The sequence below is a fragment of the Eubacterium segne genome, from assembly GCF_014287775.1.
Lineage (GTDB): Bacteria > Bacillota > Clostridia > Lachnospirales > Lachnospiraceae > Eubacterium_G > Eubacterium_G segne.
On record NZ_JACOOZ010000010.1, the window covers coordinates 40,767 to 65,268 of the forward strand.

The following is a 24,502-nucleotide window of genomic DNA, read 5'->3' on the forward strand; positions in this document are numbered from 1 at the left end:
ATAGGTTTTAAAAAGCTGCTGCTTTGGTGATATGAAATCATCAGGCAGCAGCTTTTCTTATGGATAGATAAGTTAAATTATGGTAATATAGATATTGTAGGTTTTTAATGATTTTGGGGGAGACTTATATATTTTTATGAAAGGTAAGAAAAGAATGGTTAAAGATATTATTGAAAAAAATAAATCCATATACGAAAAAGATGCATATGAAGTAGTGATAAATAAGTATATTGAAGAAATTAATTCTGATGCATGGCTTTTAAAACATAAAAAAACCGGGGCGAGAATTGTATTATTGTCAAATGAGGATGACAACAAGGTTTTTAACATAGGCTTCAGAACACCGGTAAACAATGACACAGGTGTGCCTCATATTATAGAACATACGGTTTTATGTGGCTCAAAAAATTTCCCTTTAAGAGATCCTTTTATGGAACTGGTAAAGGGGTCACTTAATACATTTCTTAATGCCATGACTTATCCTGACAGAACGGTATATCCGGTGGCAAGCTACAATGATAAGGATTTTAAAAATCTTATGCACATATATATGGATGCGGTTTTTAATCCAAATATTTATAAAACAGATAAAATTTTCAAACAGGAAGGCTGGCATTATGAGCTTAATGACGAAAATGAGCCTTTAGAAATTAACGGCATTGTTTACAATGAAATGAAGGGTGTGTATTCCTCTATAGACGGAATTGCTTCCCGTGTAACAGCTCAATCATTGTTCCCGGATACAACATATCAGTATGAATCCGGTGGCGACCCAGAGCATATTCCGGAGCTTACTTATGAGGAATATCTTGATTTCCATAGAAGATATTATCATCCGTCAAACAGCTTTATTTATCTCTACGGCGACATGGATATGAGTGAAAGATTGGACTGGATTGATGAAAATTATCTTGGGAAATATGACAAATTGGACATTGATTCTAGTATTGAACATCAAAGTTCGTTTGATAAAACATATGAGATTGTAAAGGAATATGCCATTTCCGATAATGAAATAGAAGAAGAAAGTGCAATGCTTACATCAAATTATGTTATAGGAGACAACCTTGACGCAAAACTTATGCTGGCGTTTAAGGTACTTAAATATGCAATAATGGATATAGAGGGAGCTCCTCTTAAACAGGCAATTATAGATGCAGGTATTGGAAAGGCAGTGACAGGCTCTATGGATGACGACATACTTCAGCCTGTATACAGCATTGTGGTAAAGGGTGCTAATAAGGATGACAAGGACAGGTTCCTTCAGGTAGTTCAGGACACATTAGAGAAAATAGTAGAAAATGGCATTGATAAAACAACACTTCTTGCAGGTCTTAACAGCATTGAGTTTGACACAAAGGAATCTGATTTTGGAAGCATTCCAAAGGGACTTATGTGGGGACTGGATGTTATGGCAAGCTGGATTTATGATGATGAGAAACCATTTATTCACTTAGAGACAAACAAAATTTTCGATGAGTTAAGAAAGAATATTGAAGGTAATTATTTTGAAGAACTTCTTACAAAATATCTTATAAATAATACACATCATTCTGTAGTGGTTCTGGCACCGAAAAAGGGGCTTACAGAGGAAAAAGAATCTAGGTTAATGGAAAGTCTTCAGGCAAAAAAGGCAGGTTTGTCTAAGGAAGAGATTGAGAAGATAATTACTGAAACCCGTGAATTAGAGGAGTTTCAAAAGACACCATCTACTCAGGAAGAATTAGAAACTATTCCTCTTTTGGAGATTTCAGACATTAATAAAAATCCGAGACCTCTTATTAGTAAAAAAAGTCAGGTGGAAAATATTACGGTGCTTCACAGTGATATTTTTACTAACGGTATTGGATATGTGGATATAGCCTTTGACTGCTCACGGATGCCTGAAAAGTACCACCAATACATTGGTCTTTTGAAGTATCTTTTGACATACATGGATACAGACAGAGACTATATGGAATTAAATATGGATATAGATTTGAATTTAGGTGGTCTGGCCTTTGACACAGGTTTATATGTAAGTCAAAGTGAGAATAAAATTAAATTAAACACTGAAATTCACTTCAAGGCTCTTAATGAGAATATTAAGATTGCATATGAAATCATTAACGAAGTAATTTTGAAAACAAAGTTTGACAATGAGAAGCGTCTTAAAGAATTACTTGAAGAGTTAAAACTTAGAATGAACAGAAGAATAGTAAGCAGTGGTGACAGTGTGGCAAGGCTTAGGGCAATGTCATATTATTCAAAGGCATATTATTTAAGAGACCAAATCGCCGGACTGGCATTTTATGAGTTTATAAGTGACATTGTTGATAATTTTAATGAGAAAAAAGATAAAGTTATAGCAATGCTTTATGACACTGTGAAAAAAGTGTTTGTTAAGGATAATATGATTCTTAACTTTGCAGGTGATGGCGAAAACTTTGAAAAAGTAAAAGAATATACTGTAGACCTTAAGAAAAATATGTTTGACAGTTCAGATGATTTTAAGGAGCAGTTTGACGGCTGGAAGTTTGTTCCACAGCAGAAAAACGAGGCCATTGTAACATCAGGTCAGGTTCAATATGTAACTATGGCAGGAAATTATAATGACGAAGGTGAGAAGGAAGAGTACGATGGAAGCTTTTTTGTTCTGGGAAATATTATGAGAAATAAATATTTATGGAATAATATCAGAGAAAAAGGCGGAGCATACGGATGTAATTGTGTTATTGGAAAAACAGGAGACGGTTTCTTTAGCTCATACAGGGATCCGAAGCTTAAGGAGTCAGTTGAGGTATATAAGAAGGCACCTGAATTTATAGAAAATTTCAACGTGGATGAGCGTGAAATGCGCAAGTATATTATCGGCACAATCAGTCTTCTTGATACACCACTAAATGCAGCTGATATAAGCGGAAGGGAATTTACTAATTATATGGCAGGGGTGCCCTACGAGTCCCTTTGTAAAACAAGACTTAAGGTTTTGGCAACAACACCGGAGGACATAAGAAATCTGGCACCAAAGGTTAAAAAGATAATAGACAGAAACAATATCTGCGTTGTGGGAAGCAAAAGTGCCATAGAAGGTTCTAGGGAGTTATTTAAGGAAATTAAAGAATTAAGATAAGAGGTATAAAATGGATTCAGGAAAGAATACGAAGTTTAAATCGGGTTTTGTGGCACTTATTGGAAGACCAAATGTTGGAAAGTCAACATTAATGAATCAGATTATCGGACAGAAGATTGCCATAACATCAAATAAACCACAGACTACAAGAAATAAAATTCAGACTGTTTATACATGTGATGAAGGTCAGATTGTATTTTTAGACACACCGGGTATTCACAAGGCGAAAAACAAGCTTGGAGAGTATATGGTAAATGTGGCTGAAAAAACATTAAAGGAAGTTGATTTAATTATGTGGCTGGTGGAACCGGACACCTTTATTGGAGCAGGGGAACAGCATATTGCCCAGCAACTTAAAGGAATAGGAGTTCCGGTTATTCTTGTTATTAACAAGACAGACACCGTAAAACAGGAAGAGATTCTTACATTTATAGATGTATATAGAAAAATATATGATTTTGATGAAATAATACCTGCATCAGCCCTAAGAGGCAAAAATGTTGATGTTGTTATTGAACAGATTTTCAAATATCTGCCGGAAGGCCCACAGTATTATGATGAAGATACAGTGACAGACCAGCCTATGAGACAAATCGTGGCGGAGTTAATCAGGGAGAAAGCTCTTCATGCATTAAATGAAGAAGTCCCTCACGGAATTGCCGTTACTATTGAAAAAATGAAGAAGCGTACAAAGACTGACATTGTGGATATTGAGGCAACAATAATATGTGAAAGAGAATCACACAAGGGCATTATTATTGGCAAAAAAGGCAGCATGTTAAAGAAAATCGGAACAAATGCCAGATATGAAATAGAAAAACAGCTGGAAATGAAAGTAAATCTTCAGCTTTGGGTAAAGGTTAGAAAAGATTGGCGTGACAGCGAACTTCTTATGAAAAATTACGGTTATATAAATGAGAAGTAGTTGTTAAATGAATTAACAATTGGTCTTTCCAGTTTTTTCTTTGAAGAAATCAGTATACAAATAATCTCATGGGAGAACCTAATCTTATCACTTAAACAGGTGAAAAAAGCAATTTGATAATTGCAGTATTACGGAGGGATAAGATGGATAATTTAAACAGTTGGAAGGTTTTTGAAGCAACAGGTAAGATTGAAGATTATTTGAAATATGCTGATGAGAGAAGAATAAATAAAACACGGGAAAGCTTTATTGCAAGGATAAAGGACACAGAAGGAAAAGAAGATGGTAGAAACAGTAACGGCGCTGGGGATGGTAATATCTTCAATGGCTATAGGTGAATACGATAAGAGATTAGTTATAATTACAAAGGAATTTGGAAAAATAACAGCTTTCGCCCGTGGCGCAAGAAAACCTAACAGTCCGTTTCTAGGAGGAAGCCAGCCTATGGCTTTTGGTGAATTTACCTTATACCGGGGACGGAACGCCTATACGGTTACTGGAATGAAAATTAGCGATTATTTCAGCAATTCCATGACAGACATTGACAGCATGTACATGGGAATGTATTTTCTTGAACTGGCAGGATACTATGGAAGAGAAGGAATAGAGGCCTCTGAAACTTTAAAACTTTTATATATGGCAATGAAAGCTTTAACTAAAAACAGGATTCCTGTTGACTTAATACGTTGTATATATGAGCTTAAAACCTTGGTTATAAACGGAGAGTACCCCAACGTTTTCTCCTGTGGTAATTGTGGAGAGAAGCAGGAACTTGATTATTTTGATATAAACCGTAATACAATGGTATGTAAAAAGTGTCACGGAAAGGTACCGGATAATGAGATAATAACAGACTCCACGGTGTATGCACTGCAATTTATTGTGGTTACTCCTGTAGATAAATTGTTTTCCTTTACAGTTACAGATATAGTTTTGAAACAGCTAAAACATATTATTGGTTCATACATGGATAAAGTGATAGACAAAAAGTTCAATTCGTTGGAATTTTTGTAAATTTTTTATGCAAAATATGTATTGAAATAATGGTGGTTTGCGTTTAAAATTGTAATCTAGGTGATACTGTTTATAAGGTATTTGCCAAATATCAGGAGGAATGAACAGATGAAGCATATTAACAAAAAGTTAGCAGCTCTTTTTCTTGTGCTGGTGGTAGCTGTTGGAGCTACGGCGTGTGGAAGCACAATAGGTGATATGGATATTGCCAAGGGCGAGAGTGCAGTTTACATACAGGAAGATGGAAAGGTATCTTACGGTGTTGCGGAAAAGTTTGACAAGGACTATTACGACGAAAGTAAGCTTGAAGATACCATAAACAAAGAAGTGGCAGATTATAACGACGGGAAGAAAGCTTCCGTGAAAAATGCCATTACGGTAGATACATTCAAGGTTAAAAGCGATGTGGCAACATTAGTTCTTGAATTTGCTACAACATATGATTTTTCAACTTACATTAAAGAATACAATAAGGTTGAAAGCAATGAGTTTTTCATGGGAAAGATAGCGGACAATTCTGATTGCAAAATAAAAGGTGATTTTACTTCACCGGATAAGAAAAAAGATGCCACAACCAAGGAAATCAAGGCTATGGAAGATGCCAATATCCTTATTATTAAAGGAAAATATAAGGTTCAGTTAGATGAGGATGTTAAGTATATCAGTTCAAATTGCAGTGTGGATGATGATGGAATAGTAACCACTGATGATTCTGATGAAAATTTAAGTTATATTGTATATTAAAAATAATACTGAAAGTATTTGATAAAATCTAAATTATATTAAGGAGAGATGTAATAATGGAAAAGACAATGGATAAGATAGTTGCATTGGCAAAAAGCAGAGGATTTGTATATCCGGGATCAGAAATTTACGGAGGTCTTGCTAATACATGGGACTACGGAAATCTTGGAGTTGAACTTAAAAACAATGTAAAAAAGGCGTGGTGGAAGAAGTTTGTTCAGGAAAATCCATACAATGTAGGTGTTGATTGTGCTATTCTTATGAACCCACAGACATGGGTTGCATCAGGACATTTAGGAGGATTCTCAGACCCGTTAATGGATTGTAAGGAATGTCATGAAAGATTCAGAGCTGACAAGCTTATTGAAGATTATATGGATGAGCATGGTATCCAGGCTGAAGAGTCTATTGATGCATGGTCTCATGAACAGATGGCTTCATACATAGAAGATAATAATATTTGCTGTCCATCCTGTGGAAAGCATAATTTTACAGATATACGTGAATTTAACCTTATGTTTAAGACATTTCAGGGAGTTACTGAGGATGCAAAGAATACAGTATACTTAAGACCTGAAACAGCACAGGGTATTTTCGTAAACTTCAAGAACGTTCAAAGAACATCAAGAAAGAAAATTCCATTTGGTATCGGACAGATTGGTAAGTCTTTCAGAAATGAAATTACACCGGGTAACTTCACTTTCAGAACAAGAGAATTTGAACAGATGGAACTTGAATTTTTCTGTGAACCGGGAACAGACCTTGACTGGTTCCAGTATTGGAGAGGTTTCTGCCGTGACTGGTTATTAAACCTTGGTATTAAAGAAGATGAAATGAGACTTAGAGATCATTCACCTGAAGAATTATGTTTCTACTCAAAAGGAACAACTGATATTGAATTTTTATTCCCATTTGGATGGGGAGAACTTTGGGGCATTGCAGACAGAACAGATTATGACCTTACTCAGCATCAGAATTTATCAAAAGAAGATTTAACATATTTTGATGATGAAAAGCATGAAAGATATGTTCCATACGTTATCGAGCCGTCACTTGGTGCAGATAGAGTCACATTGGCATTCCTTTGCTCAGCATATGACGAGGAGAACATCGGTACAGAAGAAAAACCGGATATGAGAACTGTGTTACATTTCCATCCGGCTATTGCACCTGTAAAGATTGGTGTACTTCCATTGTCAAAGAAGTTAAACGAAGGAGCAGAAAAAGTATTCGCACAGCTTAGCAAGTATTATAACTGCGAATTTGATGACAGAGGAGCAATTGGAAAGAGATATCGTCGTCAGGATGAAATAGGAACACCGTTCTGTGTAACATATGATTTTGATTCAGAAGAAGACGGTGCCGTAACAGTTCGTGACAGAGATACAATGAAGCAGGAAAGAATAAAAATTGAAGACCTTAAGGCATACTTTGAGGAGAAAATGGATTTCTAATCAGGTATAAATTAATCTAATCAAACGGGAAAGAACTTGGAAGGTTTTGGAAATATTTTGAAAAGAGGTATTTTCATGGAACCGATAATGCGAGTAGTGCAGACTGCATAGGGCTCAAAGGAGTTTTGGAAGGAATTAGACCCGTATGAATTAAGAGATTATTATAGTTTCCGAATGAATACAGTGGTTGTGGTTCAAAGCGAACTAAGCAGAGTACACAAACTGGCAGTTACAGTTGACGGAAAAGGAATTAATACAGAAGTACCTCCACACTCAATAACAACATTTATTGTGGAGACAGATAAGAATTTTATTAGGAAAAACCTATGGCTTTTAAACTAAAAACAGCGTTCTCTCTTGACTATAAGGCGCTGTATGTTATAATTGTTCCGTAGGTGCTAGTGCGCCCTTTTTCTGCGTGACTACATAGAAAGAGACATTTATTGAACATATTTTATCCGGAAAACAGGGCAACACCAAAAATCGATTGTATGAGCTGGTAAGGAATGCCATTCTACAGCTCATGACATACAATACTTATTATTTATTAGGAGGAAGAACAGATGGCAAACAAATGGGTGTACCTTTTTAGCGAAGGTAATGCTAACATGCGTGAGCTCCTCGGTGGTAAAGGTGCAAACCTTGCAGAAATGACAGGTTTAGGTCTTCCTGTACCACAGGGATTCACAATCACAACAGAAGCTTGTACTCAGTATTATGAGGACGGAAGAGAAATCAATGATGAAATCCAGGGACAGATTAACGAATACATCGTTAAAATGGAAGAAATCACAGGTAAGAAGTTCGGAGATAAGGAAAATCCTCTCCTCGTATCTGTTCGTTCAGGAGCTAGAGCTTCTATGCCGGGTATGATGGATACTATCCTTAACCTTGGTCTTAACGAGACAGTTGTTAATACAATTGCTGAAAAGTCAGGAAATGCTCGTTGGGCTTGGGACTGCTACAGAAGATTTATTCAGATGTATTCTGACGTAGTTATGGAAGTTGGTAAGAAATACTTTGAAGAACTTATCGACAAGATGAAAGCTGATAGAGGTGTTCAGCAGGACGTAGAACTCACAGCTGATGACTTAAAGGAATTAGCAGCACAGTTCAAGGCTGAATACAAAGAAAAAATCGGTGAAGACTTCCCAGATGATCCTAAGGAACAGTTAATGGGAGCTATTAAGGCCGTATTTAGATCATGGGACAACCCACGTGCTAACGTTTACCGTCGTGACAACGATATCCCTTATTCATGGGGAACAGCTGTTAACGTACAGTCAATGGCATTTGGTAACATGGGTGATGACTGTGGTACAGGTGTTGCATTTACAAGAGATCCAGCAACTGGTGAGAAGAAGCTTATGGGTGAGTTCTTAAAGAACGCTCAGGGTGAAGACGTTGTTGCCGGTGTTAGAACACCAATGCCAATCGCTCAGATGGAACAGGAATTCCCAGAAGCATTCGCTGACTTTGTAAAGGTTTGTGAAACACTTGAAAACCATTACAGAGATATGCAGGATATGGAATTCACAGTTGAAAACAGAAAATTATATATGTTACAGACAAGAAATGGTAAGAGAACAGCTCAGGCTGCTTTACAGATTGCTTGTGACCTTGTTGATGAAGGCATGAGAACAGAAGAAGAAGCTGTAGCTATGATCGATCCTAGAAACTTAGATACATTACTTCACCCACAGTTTGATGCTGCTGCTCTTAAGGCTGCTACACCAGCTGGTAAGGGACTTGGAGCTTCACCTGGAGCTGCTTGTGGTAAGGTTGTATTTACAGCTGATGATGCTGTTGAATGGAATGCTAAGGGAGAAAAGGTTGTTTTAGTTCGTCTTGAAACATCTCCTGAAGACATTACAGGAATGAAAGCTTCACAGGGTATCTTAACAGTACGTGGTGGTATGACATCTCACGCAGCCGTTGTTGCTCGTGGTATGGGTACATGCTGTGTATCAGGATGTGGTGATATCGCTATGGACGAAGCTAACAAGAAGTTCACATTAGCTGGAAAAGAATATCACGAAGGAGATTACATCTCAATTGATGGTTCAACAGGTAACATTTACGATGGTATCATCCCTACAGTTGATGCTACAATCGCAGGCACATTTGGACGTATCATGGGATGGGCTGATAAATATAGAACACTTAAGGTTAGAACAAATGCTGATACACCAGCTGATGCTAAGAAAGCTAGAGAACTTGGTGCAGAAGGTATCGGTCTTTGCCGTACAGAGCATATGTTCTTTGAAGAAGACAGAATTGCAGCTTTCAGAGAAATGATCTGTTCAGATACAGTTGAAGAAAGAGAAGCAGCTCTTGAAAAGATTCTTCCATACCAGCAGGGAGATTTCGAAGCTCTTTATGAAGCTCTTGAAGGAAACCCGGTTACAATCAGATTCTTAGATCCACCTCTTCATGAATTCGTTCCTACAGAGGAAGATGATATTAAGAAACTTGCTGATGCTCAGGGTAAGACAGTAGAAGAAATCAAGACAATTATTTCTTCACTTCACGAATTCAACCCTATGATGGGACACAGAGGACTTCGTCTTGCAGTTACATATCCTGAAATTGCTAAGATGCAGACTAAGGCTGTTATCCGTGCTGCTATCAATGTACAGAAGAAGCACAATGATTGGACGGTTAAGCCTGAAATCATGATTCCATTGTCATGTGATGCTAAGGAATTAAAGTATGTTAAGGATATCGTAGTAGCTACAGCTGATGCTGAAATCGCAGCAGCAGGTGTTGAACTTGAATACCAGGTAGGTACAATGATTGAAATCCCTAGAGCAGCTCTTACAGCTGACGAAATCGCTAAGCAGGCAGACTTCTTCTGCTTCGGTACAAACGATTTAACACAGATGACATACGGATTCTCAAGAGATGATGCTGGTAAGTTCTTAGATGCTTACTATGATGCTAAGATCTTTGAAAATGATCCATTCGCTAAGTTAGATCAGGTTGGTGTTGGTAAGTTAATGGAAATGGCTATCAAACTTGGTAAGCCGGTTAACCCTAACCTTCACGTAGGTATCTGTGGAGAACATGGTGGAGATCCATCTTCAGTAGAATTCTGCCATAAGATTGGTCTTGATTATGTATCATGTTCACCATTCCGTGTACCAATTGCTAGATTAGCAGCAGCTCAGGCAGCTATCGCAGAAAGTGGGAAATAATCGTTTATGGTGTCAAAAGCCCCTAAACATCGGCAATTTCACAGTTTCTAAGGACTACTTGAAAGAGTACAAAAAGTTCGATAAAAACATGAAAAAAGCGGGTAAATGGGAAGACATCAACGTAACGATTACGGTTTGATAAAAATAATCAGGGAATCATACTTTTAAAGTATGGTTCCCTTTTTGTTATAGCGACGAGGCAAGTGGTCATCAGGCTTGCATGAATGAACATTTGCCGACCGCTAATCAGATGCGAGATATGCATAGCGTATCTCGTATCTGTTAAAAAAAGAAAAATATTAAATCCAGGTTGTCAAAAGTAGATTAAGAAAATGAAGGCGGGCCTATTGCAAGATACGCATTTGTATATACAAATACATTCTTGTTAGGAAGAATCCTAAAACCTCTATATCTCAAATGTTGTATTGGCGGGTGCATCTGCTTTGAGGAGATGTCAATTGGACACAAATATTCTAAATAATTTGAACTGAAATTTTGTAATTGATAAAATAATGAAATATCAATTTGATTATAGATATGGTAGAATATAGCTGTATAAATGTTGAGCGAAATATAATAACACGAGTATGGCGTGATAAAACACTAATGGCACTGTGTATAAAATAGAAAATTGGGTAGATGATAAATTAAAATTTAGGGAGGTGAACATATATTGGCAAGAGCAAAATATCAGGTATTAGTCATTCCATATCATATTGAAAACGGCAATGTAAAATATTGCATATTTAAAAGAAATGATATGAAAGTATGGCAATTTATAGCAGGTGGTGGAGAAGATGAGGATGAAACTATAATAATATCTGCAAAACGAGAGGCATATGAAGAAGCAAACATAGGTATGGATTGTAAGTATTCTGTACTTGATACACAAAATAGCATACCAACATACTGTTTTAAAGAAGCAAGAAAAATATGGGGTGAAAATTGTTTGGTTATTCCTGAATATACATTTGCTGCTAGGATGAATACAACAATTTTGGAATTGTCTCAAGAGCATACAAAATATGAATGGGTTGATTATAAAACTGCATTAAAAAGACTTAGATATGATAGTAATAAAACTGCGTTATGGGAATTAGATAGTAAAATTAAATTAGGAACATTAAATTAAGAATATTCATATTATGATTTAAATACAACAAAATTGTAGTGTGTTACAGTTGTAAGCTTGTCATAAGCTCTAGATTTTGAAATATAGGCTGAGAATTAGGTCTATTAGCAAATGAGGTAAAAAAGAATGAACAAGTATTTAGAAAATTTAAACAGAATAGAGTTTGTTGTAACAATGGCATGCACAGGAAGATGCATACATTGTTCAGAGGGAGAACATAAATCAAGTGGAAAACACATAGATGGAGACATAGCAGTGCAAGCAGTTATTGATATATGTAATAACTATGATATTAAATCTTTAATGACTTTTGGAGGAGAACCTTTGATATATCCGGAAGTGGTTTGCAACATTCATAAAACTGCTAAAGAAATGAACATAAAGGATAGGGCAATAATCACTAACGGATTTTTTTCTAAAGACAAAGAAAGAGTAAGAGAAGTGGCGCAAATGTTGTCATATAGTGGAGTTCAAAAAGTGTTATTATCTGTTGATTCATTTCATCAAGAGACTATACCGCTTGATATAGTGAAATATTTTGCAATGTGCATAAAAGAGAGTGGTGTAGAAATTAAATTAAATCCTGCTTGGCTTGTGAGCAAAGAAGATGATAATGAATATAACAAAAAGACAAAGAAAATTATTTCTGAATTTGAGGATTTAAATATTCCACAGGCAAAAGGAAATGTTATTTTTCCAAATGGAAATGCAGTGAAATATCTAAGTGATTACTTCGATAAGAACAAGGAATATATAAATCCATATGAGGAGAATCCAATAGATGTTAGAACAATTAGTTTTTCAGAAAATGGGGATGTGTTGAATGGGAATATTTATGAAAAATCAATTATGGAGATAATTGAGGAATACAAAGTTTAGAATAAAGATACATTTCTTTTTTTTAGAAATAGTAAAACAAATTTAGAATTTATGAGGTGTGGCAATGATAAGAAAAGTAAGAGGTGAAGAAATACCAGTATGTGTGGAAATTATTAAAAAAAGTTTTTTGACAGTTGCAGATGAATATGGTTTTACGGAGAAAAATGCTCCTAGGTTTACAGCTTTTGCGACTACGCAAGATAGATTGTATTGGCATATGGATGGAGAGCATAGGCCAATGTATGTATTTGAAGAAGATGGTGCTTTGTGTGGATATTATTCACTTTTGTTACAAGGAAATGGAGAATGTGAACTTAATAATCTTGCAGTATTGCCAGAGTATAGATATAAGGGCATTGGAAGACAATTATTAGCTCATTCCTTTAATATAGCAAAAGAATTAGGCTGTAGAATTATTAATATAGCTATTGTAGAAGAAAACAGAGTTCTTCGTAAATGGTATGAGTTGAATGGAGCAATACATATTGGAACAAAGAAATATGATTTTTTTCCATTTACATGTGGATATATGAAAAAGGAATTGTAGAGAAATTTAGTATTAGGAGACGAAAAGGAGAGAAGCGATGGATGAATGGTTAAAAACAAGAAACTTACCTTTACATTTTATATCTGTTGCAGGATTAGTATATAAAGGCGATGAAGTTTTATTGATTAAATCAAAACGTAGAGGATGGGAAATCCCTGGCGGAGTGGTAGAACAGGGAGAGGATATAATAAGTGGCTTAAAAAGAGAAATATTTGAGGAAAGTGGCATTGTTGTCGAGCCGGAAAAGTTTGTTGGTCTATATCAGAGATTGAATACTAAAGATGGATATGGTCCCCTTGAAGGAATAATTTTACCTCCTGTTGTGAATTTGACATTTATTTGTAAATATATAGATGGAAATGAAAATGTATCAGATGAAAGTATTGAAGTAGGATGGTTTACTCCAAACATTGCAAAAGAAAAAATTACTGTTCCTGATATAAAGAAAAGAGTTTGTGATATGTTGGAATTTGATGGTAAGCACCATTTTAGTACTTTTGAAAATAAAGACAGTAAAATAAAATTTATTAGCGATATGCTTGTTAAATAATTATACATAATACGGAGTAAAAAAATTGAAACAAATAATTATAATCGGATGTCCGGGAAGCGGGAAAACTTATTTTGCAAAACAGTTGTCAGAAATTTTGCAAATAGAACTTTTTCATATGGATAATATATATTGGAAGAAAGATAAAACGCATATTAGTAGGGGAGAATTGATTAGCGCGGTAGATCGAATAATAAGTCAATCAGAATGGATTCTTGATGGAAATTATATATCAACTATTGAGCAAAGAATAAAAGCTGCGGACACGATATTTTTCTTCGACTATGAAACTAAAGATTGCTTAGAAGGAGTTAAATCAAGAATAGGTGTAAAGCGCGATGACATTCCGTGGATAGAAACAAAATTGGACCCTGATTTTCAAAAATGGATTATGGATTTTAGAAAAGATACATTGCCTCAAATAGAAAAAATATTAGAACGATACAAATATAAAAAAATAATTAGATTTGCTTGTAGAAAAGATAAGGAAAAATACTTGATGAAATTGAAAAAGAATGTAAATCAGAATATTACAATTCATACCACGGAGCTTAATATAGAGTTGCAGGATGACCAATGGCAAATGGAATATATTGATCATAACAGAAATATTGCCAGAGCAATAGTGTATGATGAGGATGGAAATTTTTATTTTGTAAGAGCTGAAAGAAATGATGATTTCGGACAGGCAACAATTATAGAAACAGCAGGTGGGGGTGTTGAAGAAGGTGAAAGATTGCAGGATGCAATAAAAAGAGAACTTAAAGAAGAATTGGGTGTAAAAGTAGATGTAATCTGCAAAATCGGAGTTGTAAGTGATTATTATAATCTGATTCATAGACATAATATTAATAACTATTTTTTGTGCAAAGTTGAATTCTTTGGTGAAAAAGAACTGACAGAAGATGAAAGAAATAATTTTCACTTATCAACATTGAAATTATCTTATGAAGAATCTATTAGAGAGTATGAATATAGGTCAAATACAAGATTAGGGAAACTTATAGCCAATAGAGAATTGCCAGTGTTGCATCGTGCAAAAGAAATAATTGATATTTAGACAAGAATTACTAAATTAAGATTTATGGAAAAGACTTTTAGATTTAATATATGGAGAATATAAAGATGAGTATACAGAAACCGAAGATGATATTATTTGATTATGGACATACATTATTGTATGAGATTGGACATAATGCAGAAAAGGGGAATAAAGCAATATATCAATACATAAAAAGTAATCCTAAAAATATTTCATTTCAAGAATTTAATAAAATAGTAAATAGCACATTTAAAAAGATAAATGAGTGTGGCAATGGAATTGATATTTGTGAGAAAAATTTTTTGCGATTAGTATATGAATACATGAACATTGAATTATCTGTTTCATTGGAAGAGGCAGAAAGCATTATATGGAATGGTGTATCAGAATGTGATATTATGCCAAATGCAAATAAAATATTAGATTATCTGAATAAAAATGACATTAGGAGTGGAGTCATTAGTAATATGTGTTGGTCTGGAAAATCTTTGAAAGACAGATTGAACAGATTACTTCCGAATAACAAACTGGAATTTGCAATTACTTCCGGGGATTATATATTTAAAAAGCCAAATAAAATGCTATTTGGGATAGCACTGAATAGAGCAGGACTAAATGCAGAAGAAGTGTGGTATTGTGGAGATAGTGTAAAAGCGGATATTTATGGAGCACATAATGCAGGAATATTTCCAGTTTTGTATGAAGGAAAAACAGAAGAAAAGAACTCATTTGAGGGTCAAAACGAGGGAGACGAGATAGATTTTGATTATTTTAAAATTAATAATTGGGATGAATTGATAGAAAAAATTGAAACAATATAGAATAGGAAATAAACTAGAATATTAGTAATATTGTACGAGGACGTGAATTATGGAACTTTGGGATGCATATGACATGAATTTAAATAAAATTAAAGATAAAACATTAATAAGAGGTGAAGCCGTACCAGATGGAATGTACCATTTAGTGTGTGAGGTTATTGTTAAACATACAGATGGTACATATTTGTTAATGCAAAGAGACAAAAATAAGCATTATGGTGAATATTGGGAAGCTACAGCAGGAGGTTCAGCATTGCAAGGAGAAAATCCACTTGAATGTGCAATAAGAGAATTGCGAGAAGAAACAGGAATAAATGAAACAAATTTAGTGGAGCTAGGAAGGGTTGTTCAACATAATCATCATTCAATATATGTTGATTATATTGTGATTACGGATTGGGACAAGTCTAATATTATTCTTCAACAAGGAGAAACACAGGATTATAAGTGGGTAGATAAAGATACTTTGAAAAATATGAAATCTAATGAATTGGTAACAAGAAGAATGCAGCTTTTTATTGAGGAATTACGATAATAGACAATAACAAGATTAAAGGAAAGTATTATGAAAATAATTAAGTATAAAGACAAGTATCGTGATGATATGATTTTTATGATATTAGAAGCAAAAAATGCTTTAGGTCGAGTTCCGGGATTAAATGAGGATTTATTGGATGTTAAAAGGAACTACTTGGATGCAGGAGATATGTTTTGGTTGGCTATTAATGAACAAGACAGAGTTATAGGAAGTATTGGATATAATTCTATAAGGGACACAGATGAGGTTTGGCTGCATCGTTTGTTTGTAAAATACAATTTGAAAAGACAAGGTATTGGAAGTGCTTTGTTAGAAATGGCAGAAAATTATATAGCAAATCAAGGAAAGAAAGTGGTAAGAATTCATCTGGGAGGAGATGGCTTTGAGGAATCAAAAATATTTTATACCAAACATGGCTATGTGGAGTATCGGGAACGCTATATGATGAAGAATTTGTAGATAATAGCAAATTACTACGGTAGGAGAATTGAAGTTAGAGGAGGTAAATATAGTGGTTGGCGATATTGTAAAAGTAGTGGTTGACAGACCACTTGGAAGTTATCATCCTAAGCATAAAGATATGTATTATACGATTAATTATGGATATATTGAAGGGATAATTGCTCCAGATGGAGAGGAACAAGATGCGTATATTATAGGTGTAGATGAACCTGTAAAGGAATTTGTTGGAAGAATTATTGCAATAATACATCGCAATAATGATGTAGAGGAAAAATGGGTCGTTGCACCTCAAAATATGATATTTACTAAAGAACAAATATGGGAAAAAGTTTTGTTTACAGAACAGTACTTTGATTCTGAAATAATAATGTAAACATAAGTATTTTTGAACTAATAAAATAAATAGAAAAATTTAGAATTGACCGAGCTCTTTGAGCGAGGGATGCTTCTTGTCCGAAGGGCAAGAAGATGGGATATAGAAAGAACTTAACAAATCGGGATTTTAGTTATAGTAATAAGTATAACGAAAATATTTTATTTAATAAATAATAAGCTAGAAGAAGGATATTATATATAATGACAAATGAAATCGTATTATTTAATGATGGTAATGTTAACATAGAGGTTCAAATGAATCCGGAACAGGAAACGGTATGGCTTACTCAAAAACAGATAGAAACATTGTTTGGAGTTAGTCATGCAACAGTAAGTGAACATATATCTAATATTTTGAAGTCAGGTGAGCTGGATGATACTTCTGTCGGTTTTTCCGACAAAAGTACCGGAGGCAGAAAACCAAAAATATACAACCTTGATATGATATTGTCAGTAGGATATAGAGTTAATTCAAAAAAAGGTATTGCGTTTAGACGTTGGGCTAATGGTGTGTTGAAACAATACATAATGGAAGGATATGCAATAAACGAAAAAAGGATGTTTGCACTTCAAAAAACGGTTAATATTCAGACAAAAATGTTAGCATATTCCTTAGATTTGGAGGAAAAAGAAATATTAAAGGCAGTAAATCAATACACTGAAGCTTTGCTTCTTTTGGATCAATATGATCACCAGTCTTTACAAAAACCTGAGGGAAATGAACCGATTTATAGAATTACTTATGAAGAATGTCGAAGGATGGTTGATGAAATGGAAGATTCATTTAAATCAGATGTATTCGGCGTTGAGAAAGAGAAGGGTAAGGTTGAAGGAATATTAGCAGCTGTTTATCAAAATGTGTTTGGAGGAGATGTGTATCCGTCATTGGAAGAAAAAGCTGCAAATTTACTTTACTTTATAATAAAGGACCATCCTTATGCTGATGGGTGCAAGAGAATAGCTGCATCTCTTTTCCTCGAATTTTTAGCACGCAACAATGCTCTTTATAAAGATGGAGTAAAAATTATCAGTGATGGAGCATTGGTGGCAATTACACTTATGATTGCAGAGTCCAGAGCAGAGGAGAAAGAGATAATGGTAAAGTTAGTTATGAATTTCTTGGCAATGTAGATAACTTGAAGCAGTTGTTGTTTTTAGATTAGATGTCTATAAAATACCATGTAAAGCAAAATAATTGATAACCAAGTTTTGGTTTGATTAAGATGTAGATAAATTACAATTTTAGCGAGGTGAACATATATTGGCAAGAGCAAAATATCAGGTATTAGTCATTCCATATCATATTGAAAACGGCAATGTAAAATATTGCATATTTAAAAGAAATGATATGAAAGTATGGCAATTTATAGCAGGTGGTGGAGAAGATGAGGATGAAACTATAATAATATCTGCAAAACGAGAGGCATATGAAGAAGCAAACATAGGTATGGATTGTAAATATTCTGTGCTTGATACACAAAATAGCATACCAACATACTGTTTTAAAGAAGCAAGAAAAATATGGGGTGAAAATTGTTTGGTTATTCCTGAATATACATTTGCTGTTAGGATGGATACAACAATTTTGGAATTGTCTCAAGAGCATACGGAATATGAATGGGTTGATTACAATACCGCATTAAAAAGACTTAGGTATGATAGTAATAAAACTGCGTTATGGGAATTAGATAGTAAAATTAAATTAGGAACATTAAATTAAGAATATTTATATTATGATTTATTTACAACAAAATTGTAGTGAGTTATAGTTATAAGCTTGTCATAAGCTCCAGATTTTGAAATATAGGCTGAAAATTAGGGCTATTGGCAAATAGTAAATGACGAAGAATCTAATAAGCCAACTGGTATTATTCTTTGCACTGATAAAGATTCAGTGGTTGCGGAATATGCTTTAGAAGGATTAGTAAGTAATATTTTGCATCAAAATATATTTATTATATTACCAATAAAGAACAACTCATAACGGAGATCAAAAAAGTGATAAATCAGTGGAGTAAAAATAAAAGATACAAAAGAAAAATGGAAGAAATGAGATTAAAAGAAATACGTAAAAACGAAAGAAAATCACATATAGAAATATATTCTAATGCCGAACTATATAAAGAGGGTAGTTGGCTAATAAGACCAATAAAAACAGTAGTAGATTTGATACCTCTGTTTGATAAATACGAAGAAATTAATGTCTTGGATTTAGGTTGTGGAGTAGGAAGAAATTGCATATGTATTGCTCGACATTATTATGATAGGTTGTGTAAAATAGATTGTGTGGATATACTGGATTTAGCTATCGAAAAACTTTATGCTAATGCTGATGAATATGGTGTTACATCAAATATATGTGGAATAGTTAAATCGATTGATGATTATCAAATTAAAGAAAGAAATTATGATTTAGTAATGGCGGTATCATCTTTGGAACACGTAGATTCAAAAGAAACCTTTGTTAATAAATTGCGAGAAATAGAACATGGCATCCGCAAAAATGGCATTGTATGTTTAGTTGTAAATTCTAATATAAAAGAGTTTGACAAGAAAACAGGAAATGAAATACTTCCACAATTTGAAGTATGCTTACCTACAGAAGAAATGCAAAGAATTTTTGAAAAAGCTTTTAGTGAATGGACAGTATTAAAATCTACTGTGGTGGATCAGCAATATGATATTCCGAGAGATAGTGGAATATGTGAATTGAAAACAAGTGTAGTTACTTTTGTAGCAAAAAAAGGATAGAGATAAAATGGTTAAGGCACTATTGCAGAAAAAAATCAGTATCAAGAAGTGGCAAAGGAGAATAATACATATGGAGAATAAACTAATAAACACTGGTCAAAATAGTATTATGGATAATTTTATTGAGACAGATGATATATTAAAAGACATGCGACAGATTATTGAATCCTCACAGAAAGCTGCACATCAGGCAGTTAATATGACTCTTGTGCAGAGAAATTGGATGATGGGCTATCGAATCGCCAGTGAGGAATTGCATGGTGAAAAGCGGGCAGAGTATGGAACAAAGATAATAAAGAAATTATCTCAGGAATTATCAACAGAGTATGGAAAAGGTTTTACAAAAACAAATCTATACAATTTTTATTCATTTTATAAAACTTATCCAGAGATTTTCCACTCAGCGAGTGGAAAATCTCAACCGATATTATCATGGACACATTATCGCATTTTATTACAAGTAAAAGATGAAAAGGCACGTGAATGGTATGAGAAAGAAGCGCTTCAACAAGCATGGAGTGTTAGAACATTACAACGTAATGTTTCTTCACAGTACTATTACCGTATGCTTCAGACTCAAAAGAAGGATCTTGTAGAAAATGAAATGAATGAACTAACCAAGGAATATCAGAATGATAAGTTAGAATTTATAAAAATCCGGTTATTGCAGAATTTTTAGGTATGGCTTTAAATACAGGTTTTACTGAAAGTGATTTAGAAAATAGTATTTTGTCAAATTTACAGAAGTTTTTGATGGAATTAGGGAAAGGGTATGCTTTTGTGGCAAGACAGCAACATATTCATACAGAAAAGCAGGATTATTATATTGATCTTGTTTTCTATAACTATATTCTCAAATGTTTTGTACTAATAGATTTGAAAACGCAGAAAATTACACATCAGGATGTAGGTCAGATGGATATGTATATTCGGATGTATGACGAACTTAAACGTAGTGAAGGAGACAATCCTACAATTGGAATTGTACTCTGTTCTGATACAGATGAGGATATTGCAAAGTATTCTATTCTTCATGGTAATGAACAGCTTTTTGCATCAAAATATAAGTTATACTTACCAACAGAGGAAGAATTAAGAGCAGAGATTGAAAATCAGAAAACAATGTTTTATTTGCAACAACAGGAAAATGACGAGTAGTTTTTATTAAAGTATAGAAATACTAATGAGTTACTACATTTTGCATATGTATATTTGGAAAGGTTATTATCAGGTTGGGACCCCGTGTCCCAACCATTTTTTTTTATTATTTCTAAAAAATAAACCATAGTAGATGTATTTTTCTACAAAAATAGATCACCCTAGAATTCGACATTGCAATATTAATAGAGTAAAATATAGCCATAAAGATTTAATAACAAACAAAAAGTTTAGCAGAATAAACTTTAACTTTGCGACATTATGTCGGGAAGTGCATTTTGTAAAACTATTATTTTCACATTCCTACTGTGAAAATAAAAAAATTTTAGCAGTTACAGTTTTATGAATAAAAAAATCTTTATGTTAAACTAATTAGGTCAGACCTGGGAAAGACAATTTAATAACAATAAAAAACGCCAAGAAGTAATCTACAGAAAAAGTAGGTTTTACTCTTGGCGTTTGTTGTTATCAGGGTATTGTAAGATAATATAGTTTATATCGAATAATAGGGAAGAAATTAGGATAAACATTAAGAAGCGTAATTATTTAAATACGCATAGTGTATATGCTGTCTTTTATGTATAATAGATATATTGACGAAGATGTAAAACTTAAGGAATACAAAAATTGTTCCGTTTTGATAACTGTTTTTAATAATAGTCATGAATAAAAATAAATATATTATAAAAAGAGGAAAAAAGAATGAATCACTATGTGTTAGAAGTATGCGTGGATTCTGTAGAATCAGCTATTGCGGCAACTAATGGAGGGGCAACTAGAATTGAATTATGTTCAAATATTATTATAGGAGGAACAACGCCTGATTTAGAGTTATTTAAAATAATAAGAAATAAAATTCAAATTCCAATAAATGTTATGATAAGACCAAGATTTGGAGATTTTTGCTATACAGAATCAGAATTTGAGATAATGTGCAGACAAAGTGAAAAATTTGCAAGAGAAGGAGCAAATGCCATTGTTATAGGTTGTCTTAATCCTGATGGAAGTTTGAATGAGGCATATATGAAGGAAATTATGAATATGGCAACAGGATGCAGAGTTACTCTTCATAGAGCATATGATATGTGCAAAAATCCATTTGAAGCATTTGAGACCGCTAGAAAATTAGGTGTAGATACAATATTGACTTCAGGACAAAAAAATAGTTGTATTGAAGGTGTAAAGTTAATTAAAAAACTAGTTGAAAGATCAAGTGATATAGAGATTTTAGTTGGTGCAGGTGTAAATTCAGATAATATTAAGGAAATAGCTAAAATAACCGGGGCAAAAAGCTTTCATATGACAGGTAAGGTTGTAGAAAACAGCAAAATGGAATATCGAAATGATGATGTTAATATGGGAATTCCCGGGTTAAGTGAATATGAAATTTATAGAACAGACGAAAAAAATATAAGAAAAACAGCTGAAATATTAAAATTATTAAAATAATGCTTAATATAATTATACAAATAATTTGGACATAGTTTAAATAATTAAATTGTAGAAAAATAATAAATTTATTGTTGCATGATTTAATAATAAGTGATAAAACAGAGCTTGTAAAAAGTAATAGTTAGTTGCGTAGAAAGGGATACATTACAATAAAGTGTCTTGATTACAGAGAACCGAGGTAGCTGAGAATCGGAAGAAAAGAATTGTTGTAACATCACCCTGGAGCATCTCTCCCAAAACTTTTTATAGTGAGTAGGCAGAGACGTAGTCTTCACGTTACAGAAGAAGCTGTTGGATGTGACAGTGATGAGTGGTTTTAATTAGTAATAATTATTTCAAACAAAGTGGTACCACGAAATTGATATTTTCGCCTTTGTTGTCGTAAGACAATGAAGGCTTTTTCTTTTGTAATAAAAGAATAAACTATCTAAATAATAACAAAAGAGAGGTAATACAAATGAATGGAATCTTAATGATGGTAATTGCGATTGTAGTACTTGGAGGAGCGTATCTTCTTTATGGTCGTTATCTTCAAAACAAATGGGGCATTGACCCTAATGCAAAAACTCCGGCATATGAATTACAGGATGGAGTTGATTATGTACCGGCTGATACAAATGTAGTATTTGGACATCAGTTTGCATCAATAGCAGGTGCGGGTCCTATTAATGGACCTATTCAGGCAGCAGTTTTTGGCTGGCTTCCTGTTTTATTATGGTTGCTTGTAGGTGGTGTGTTCTTCGGAGCTGTTCAAGATTTTGCATCAATGTATGCATCAGTTAAGAACAAAGGTCGTACAATTGGTTACATAATTGAAGAATATATTGGAAAATTAGGAAAGAAATTATTCTTACTTTTCTGTTGGTTATTTTGTATTTTAGTAGTTGCAGCATTTGCAGATGTTGTAGCCGGAACATTTAACGGATTTACAGTACCTGAAGTTGCAGGACAGGCAGTAGAAAAAATCTCAGCAAATGGTGCAGTAGCAATGACTTCAATTTTATTTATTTTTGAAGCAGTAGCACTTGGAATGATTTTAAAATATGCAAAATTAAATAAATGGGTAAATACAGTAATAGCAATTGCAATGTTAGTAGCAGCAGTTGTAATTGGTTTAAACTTCCCTGTTTATTTAACAAGAGAAACATGGCATCTTTTTATATTCGCTTATATATTTATTGCCAGTGTAGTTCCTGTATGGGCATTATTGCAGCCTAGAGATTATTTAAACAGTTATTTATTAATTTTTATGATTGTAGGTGCAGTTGTAGGTATATTTGTTTCAAATCCTTCATGTAACTTACAGGCATTTACAAGTTTCAACGTAGATGGACAGTATATGTTCCCAATTTTATTTGTAACAATAGCATGTGGTGCCGTATCAGGTTTCCATTCACTTGTTTCATCAGGAACAGCTTCAAAGCAAATTAAAAATGAAAAGAATATGTTACCTGTATCATTTGGTGCAATGCTTATGGAAAGTATGCTTGGTGTAATCGCATTAATCGCAGTTGCTTCATTTGCAAAAGGAGAAGCAGCAGCACAGGGCTTAACAACACAGCCACAGATTTTTGCAGGTGCAATTGCAAACTTCTTATCAGCAGTTGGTTTACCACATAATTTAGTATTTACATTAATTAACCTTGCTGTTTCAGCTTTTGCTTTAACATCACTTGACTCAGTTGCAAGAATTGGTCGTCTTTCATTCCAGGAATTCTTCTTAGATGAAGGAGTAACTGATGATAATATGACACCATTCCAGAAGGTAGTAACAAATAAGTATTTTGCTACAGTTATTACATTAGTTCTTGCATTCTTACTTGCAAAAGTTGGTTATGCAGAAATTTGGCCATTATTTGGTTCAGCAAACCAGTTGTTATCAGTACTTGCTTTAGTAGCTTGTGCAGTATTCTTAAAGAAAACAAAACGTCAGGGTTGGATGTTATGGGTACCAATGTTCTTCATGATGGCAGTTACATTTACAGCCCTTGGAATGACAATTTACAAATTAAGTGGAGCATTTGCTACAACAGGATTATCACTTGGAAATACATTACAGTTAATCTTTGCAGTATTACTTTTAATCCTTGGTGTAATTGTTGCCGTACAGGGTGTAAAGAAGTTATTTGAAAAAAATGAAGAAAAAGAAGTTGCATAAAATGAGACGTAAGTAAGTTATAAAGACTGTCATATTAAAATGATAGAAAATCATTGTTAATATGACAGTCTTTTTTTACAGCACCTTATTTTTTTGAAAAGGAGATTTGCGTGAAAGAATATATAGTGGGATTAGGACTAGGAATTATTTTGATTAATATTATATACACAAACATTGTTTTGTGGGAAAGA

The 24,502-nt window shown here is 33.7% G+C and carries 24 protein-coding genes and 1 other annotated feature; all 24 genes read left to right on the forward strand.

The window, feature by feature from the left end; genetic code table 11:
• Positions 1-136 precede the first annotated feature (136 nt).
• The 24 genes from H8S00_RS12400 to H8S00_RS12515 all read left to right on the forward strand — a co-directional run bounded on the left by H8S00_RS12400 (position 137) and on the right by H8S00_RS12515 (position 24,311).
• Complete coding sequence (locus H8S00_RS12400) at positions 137-3,112, forward strand: insulinase family protein (RefSeq protein ID WP_186840653.1); 2,976 nt, start codon at positions 137-139, stop codon at positions 3,110-3,112.
• Positions 3,113-3,122: 10 nt separating this feature from the next.
• Complete coding sequence (gene era, locus H8S00_RS12405; RefSeq protein ID WP_186840654.1) at positions 3,123-4,037, forward strand: GTPase Era; 915 nt, start codon at positions 3,123-3,125, stop codon at positions 4,035-4,037.
• Positions 4,038-4,180: 143 nt separating this feature from the next.
• Entirely contained in the window at positions 4,181-4,375 is a 195-nt protein-coding gene (locus H8S00_RS12410) for a hypothetical protein (RefSeq protein ID WP_186840655.1), read from the forward strand.
• Positions 4,320-5,051, forward strand: a complete 732-nt coding sequence (gene recO, locus H8S00_RS12415) for a DNA repair protein RecO (protein ID WP_021952481.1) — start codon at positions 4,320-4,322, stop codon at positions 5,049-5,051. Before H8S00_RS12410 ends, recO begins: the two co-directional genes overlap by 56 nt.
• Before the next feature lie 108 nt (positions 5,052-5,159).
• Positions 5,160-5,795: a hypothetical protein gene (locus H8S00_RS12420; RefSeq protein WP_021952480.1), complete on the forward strand. Its 636-nt coding sequence runs from the start codon at positions 5,160-5,162 to the stop codon at positions 5,793-5,795.
• 56 nt (positions 5,796-5,851) lie between these two features.
• Positions 5,852-7,249, forward strand: a complete 1,398-nt coding sequence (locus H8S00_RS12425) for a glycine--tRNA ligase (protein WP_021952479.1) — start codon at positions 5,852-5,854, stop codon at positions 7,247-7,249.
• Between the two features lie 174 nt (positions 7,250-7,423).
• Positions 7,424-7,591 (forward strand): hypothetical protein, encoded by a 168-nt coding sequence (locus H8S00_RS12430; protein WP_186840656.1) that lies wholly within the window; start codon positions 7,424-7,426, stop codon positions 7,589-7,591.
• Between the two features lie 221 nt (positions 7,592-7,812).
• The gene (gene ppdK / locus H8S00_RS12435; protein WP_186840657.1) at positions 7,813-10,446 is read left to right on the forward strand and encodes a pyruvate, phosphate dikinase; all 2,634 of its coding nucleotides are present in this window, start codon (positions 7,813-7,815) and stop codon (positions 10,444-10,446) included.
• 673 nt (positions 10,447-11,119) lie between these two features.
• On the forward strand, positions 11,120-11,578 hold the full coding sequence (locus H8S00_RS12440; RefSeq protein WP_118231551.1) for an NUDIX hydrolase: 459 nt from the start codon (positions 11,120-11,122) through the stop codon (positions 11,576-11,578).
• 126 nt (positions 11,579-11,704) lie between these two features.
• Positions 11,705-12,457 carry a radical SAM family protein gene (locus H8S00_RS12445; protein ID WP_118435980.1) on the forward strand — a complete coding sequence of 251 codons (753 nt, stop codon included), beginning with the start codon at positions 11,705-11,707 and terminating at the stop codon, positions 12,455-12,457.
• A gap of 64 nt (positions 12,458-12,521) precedes the next feature.
• Positions 12,522-13,004, forward strand: a complete 483-nt coding sequence (locus tag H8S00_RS12450) for a GNAT family N-acetyltransferase (RefSeq protein ID WP_186840658.1) — start codon at positions 12,522-12,524, stop codon at positions 13,002-13,004.
• Positions 13,005-13,041: 37 nt separating this feature from the next.
• Complete coding sequence (locus H8S00_RS12455; protein ID WP_118589026.1) at positions 13,042-13,554, forward strand: NUDIX hydrolase; 513 nt, start codon at positions 13,042-13,044, stop codon at positions 13,552-13,554.
• A gap of 25 nt (positions 13,555-13,579) precedes the next feature.
• Positions 13,580-14,614 (forward strand): NUDIX domain-containing protein, encoded by a 1,035-nt coding sequence (locus H8S00_RS13890; protein ID WP_243169594.1) that lies wholly within the window; start codon positions 13,580-13,582, stop codon positions 14,612-14,614.
• 50 nt (positions 14,615-14,664) lie between these two features.
• A complete protein-coding gene (locus H8S00_RS12465; protein WP_186840659.1) occupies positions 14,665-15,417 on the forward strand; it encodes an HAD family hydrolase in 753 nt (250 codons plus the stop codon).
• 49 nt (positions 15,418-15,466) lie between these two features.
• On the forward strand, positions 15,467-15,952 hold the full coding sequence (locus H8S00_RS12470) for an NUDIX hydrolase (RefSeq protein ID WP_207721430.1): 486 nt from the start codon (positions 15,467-15,469) through the stop codon (positions 15,950-15,952).
• Positions 15,953-15,982: 30 nt separating this feature from the next.
• Entirely contained in the window at positions 15,983-16,414 is a 432-nt protein-coding gene (locus H8S00_RS12475; RefSeq protein WP_118589025.1) for a GNAT family N-acetyltransferase, read from the forward strand.
• A gap of 52 nt (positions 16,415-16,466) precedes the next feature.
• Entirely contained in the window at positions 16,467-16,790 is a 324-nt protein-coding gene (locus tag H8S00_RS12480; protein WP_118589024.1) for an inorganic pyrophosphatase, read from the forward strand.
• 203 nt (positions 16,791-16,993) lie between these two features.
• Positions 16,994-17,923, forward strand: a complete 930-nt coding sequence (locus tag H8S00_RS12485) for a type II toxin-antitoxin system death-on-curing family toxin (RefSeq protein WP_186840660.1) — start codon at positions 16,994-16,996, stop codon at positions 17,921-17,923.
• Positions 17,924-18,053: 130 nt separating this feature from the next.
• Positions 18,054-18,512 carry an NUDIX hydrolase gene (locus H8S00_RS12490; RefSeq protein WP_243169595.1) on the forward strand — a complete coding sequence of 153 codons (459 nt, stop codon included), beginning with the start codon at positions 18,054-18,056 and terminating at the stop codon, positions 18,510-18,512.
• A gap of 278 nt (positions 18,513-18,790) precedes the next feature.
• Positions 18,791-19,543, forward strand: coding sequence for a class I SAM-dependent methyltransferase (locus H8S00_RS12500; RefSeq protein ID WP_186840661.1), 753 nt, complete (start codon positions 18,791-18,793; stop codon positions 19,541-19,543).
• A gap of 70 nt (positions 19,544-19,613) precedes the next feature.
• Positions 19,614-20,222 carry a DUF1016 N-terminal domain-containing protein gene (locus H8S00_RS14120; protein ID WP_021952036.1) on the forward strand — a complete coding sequence of 203 codons (609 nt, stop codon included), beginning with the start codon at positions 19,614-19,616 and terminating at the stop codon, positions 20,220-20,222.
• Between the two features lie 2 nt (positions 20,223-20,224).
• Positions 20,225-20,701 (forward strand): PDDEXK nuclease domain-containing protein, encoded by a 477-nt coding sequence (locus H8S00_RS14125; RefSeq protein WP_366459926.1) that lies wholly within the window; start codon positions 20,225-20,227, stop codon positions 20,699-20,701.
• Between the two features lie 702 nt (positions 20,702-21,403).
• Positions 21,404-22,150, forward strand: a complete 747-nt coding sequence (locus H8S00_RS12510; protein WP_021952038.1) for a copper homeostasis protein CutC — start codon at positions 21,404-21,406, stop codon at positions 22,148-22,150.
• 124 nt (positions 22,151-22,274) lie between these two features.
• Positions 22,275-22,531: a binding site (T-box leader), on the forward strand.
• 79 nt (positions 22,532-22,610) lie between these two features.
• Positions 22,611-24,311, forward strand: coding sequence for a carbon starvation CstA family protein (locus H8S00_RS12515; protein WP_021952039.1), 1,701 nt, complete (start codon positions 22,611-22,613; stop codon positions 24,309-24,311).
• Positions 24,312-24,502: the final 191 nt, after the last annotated feature.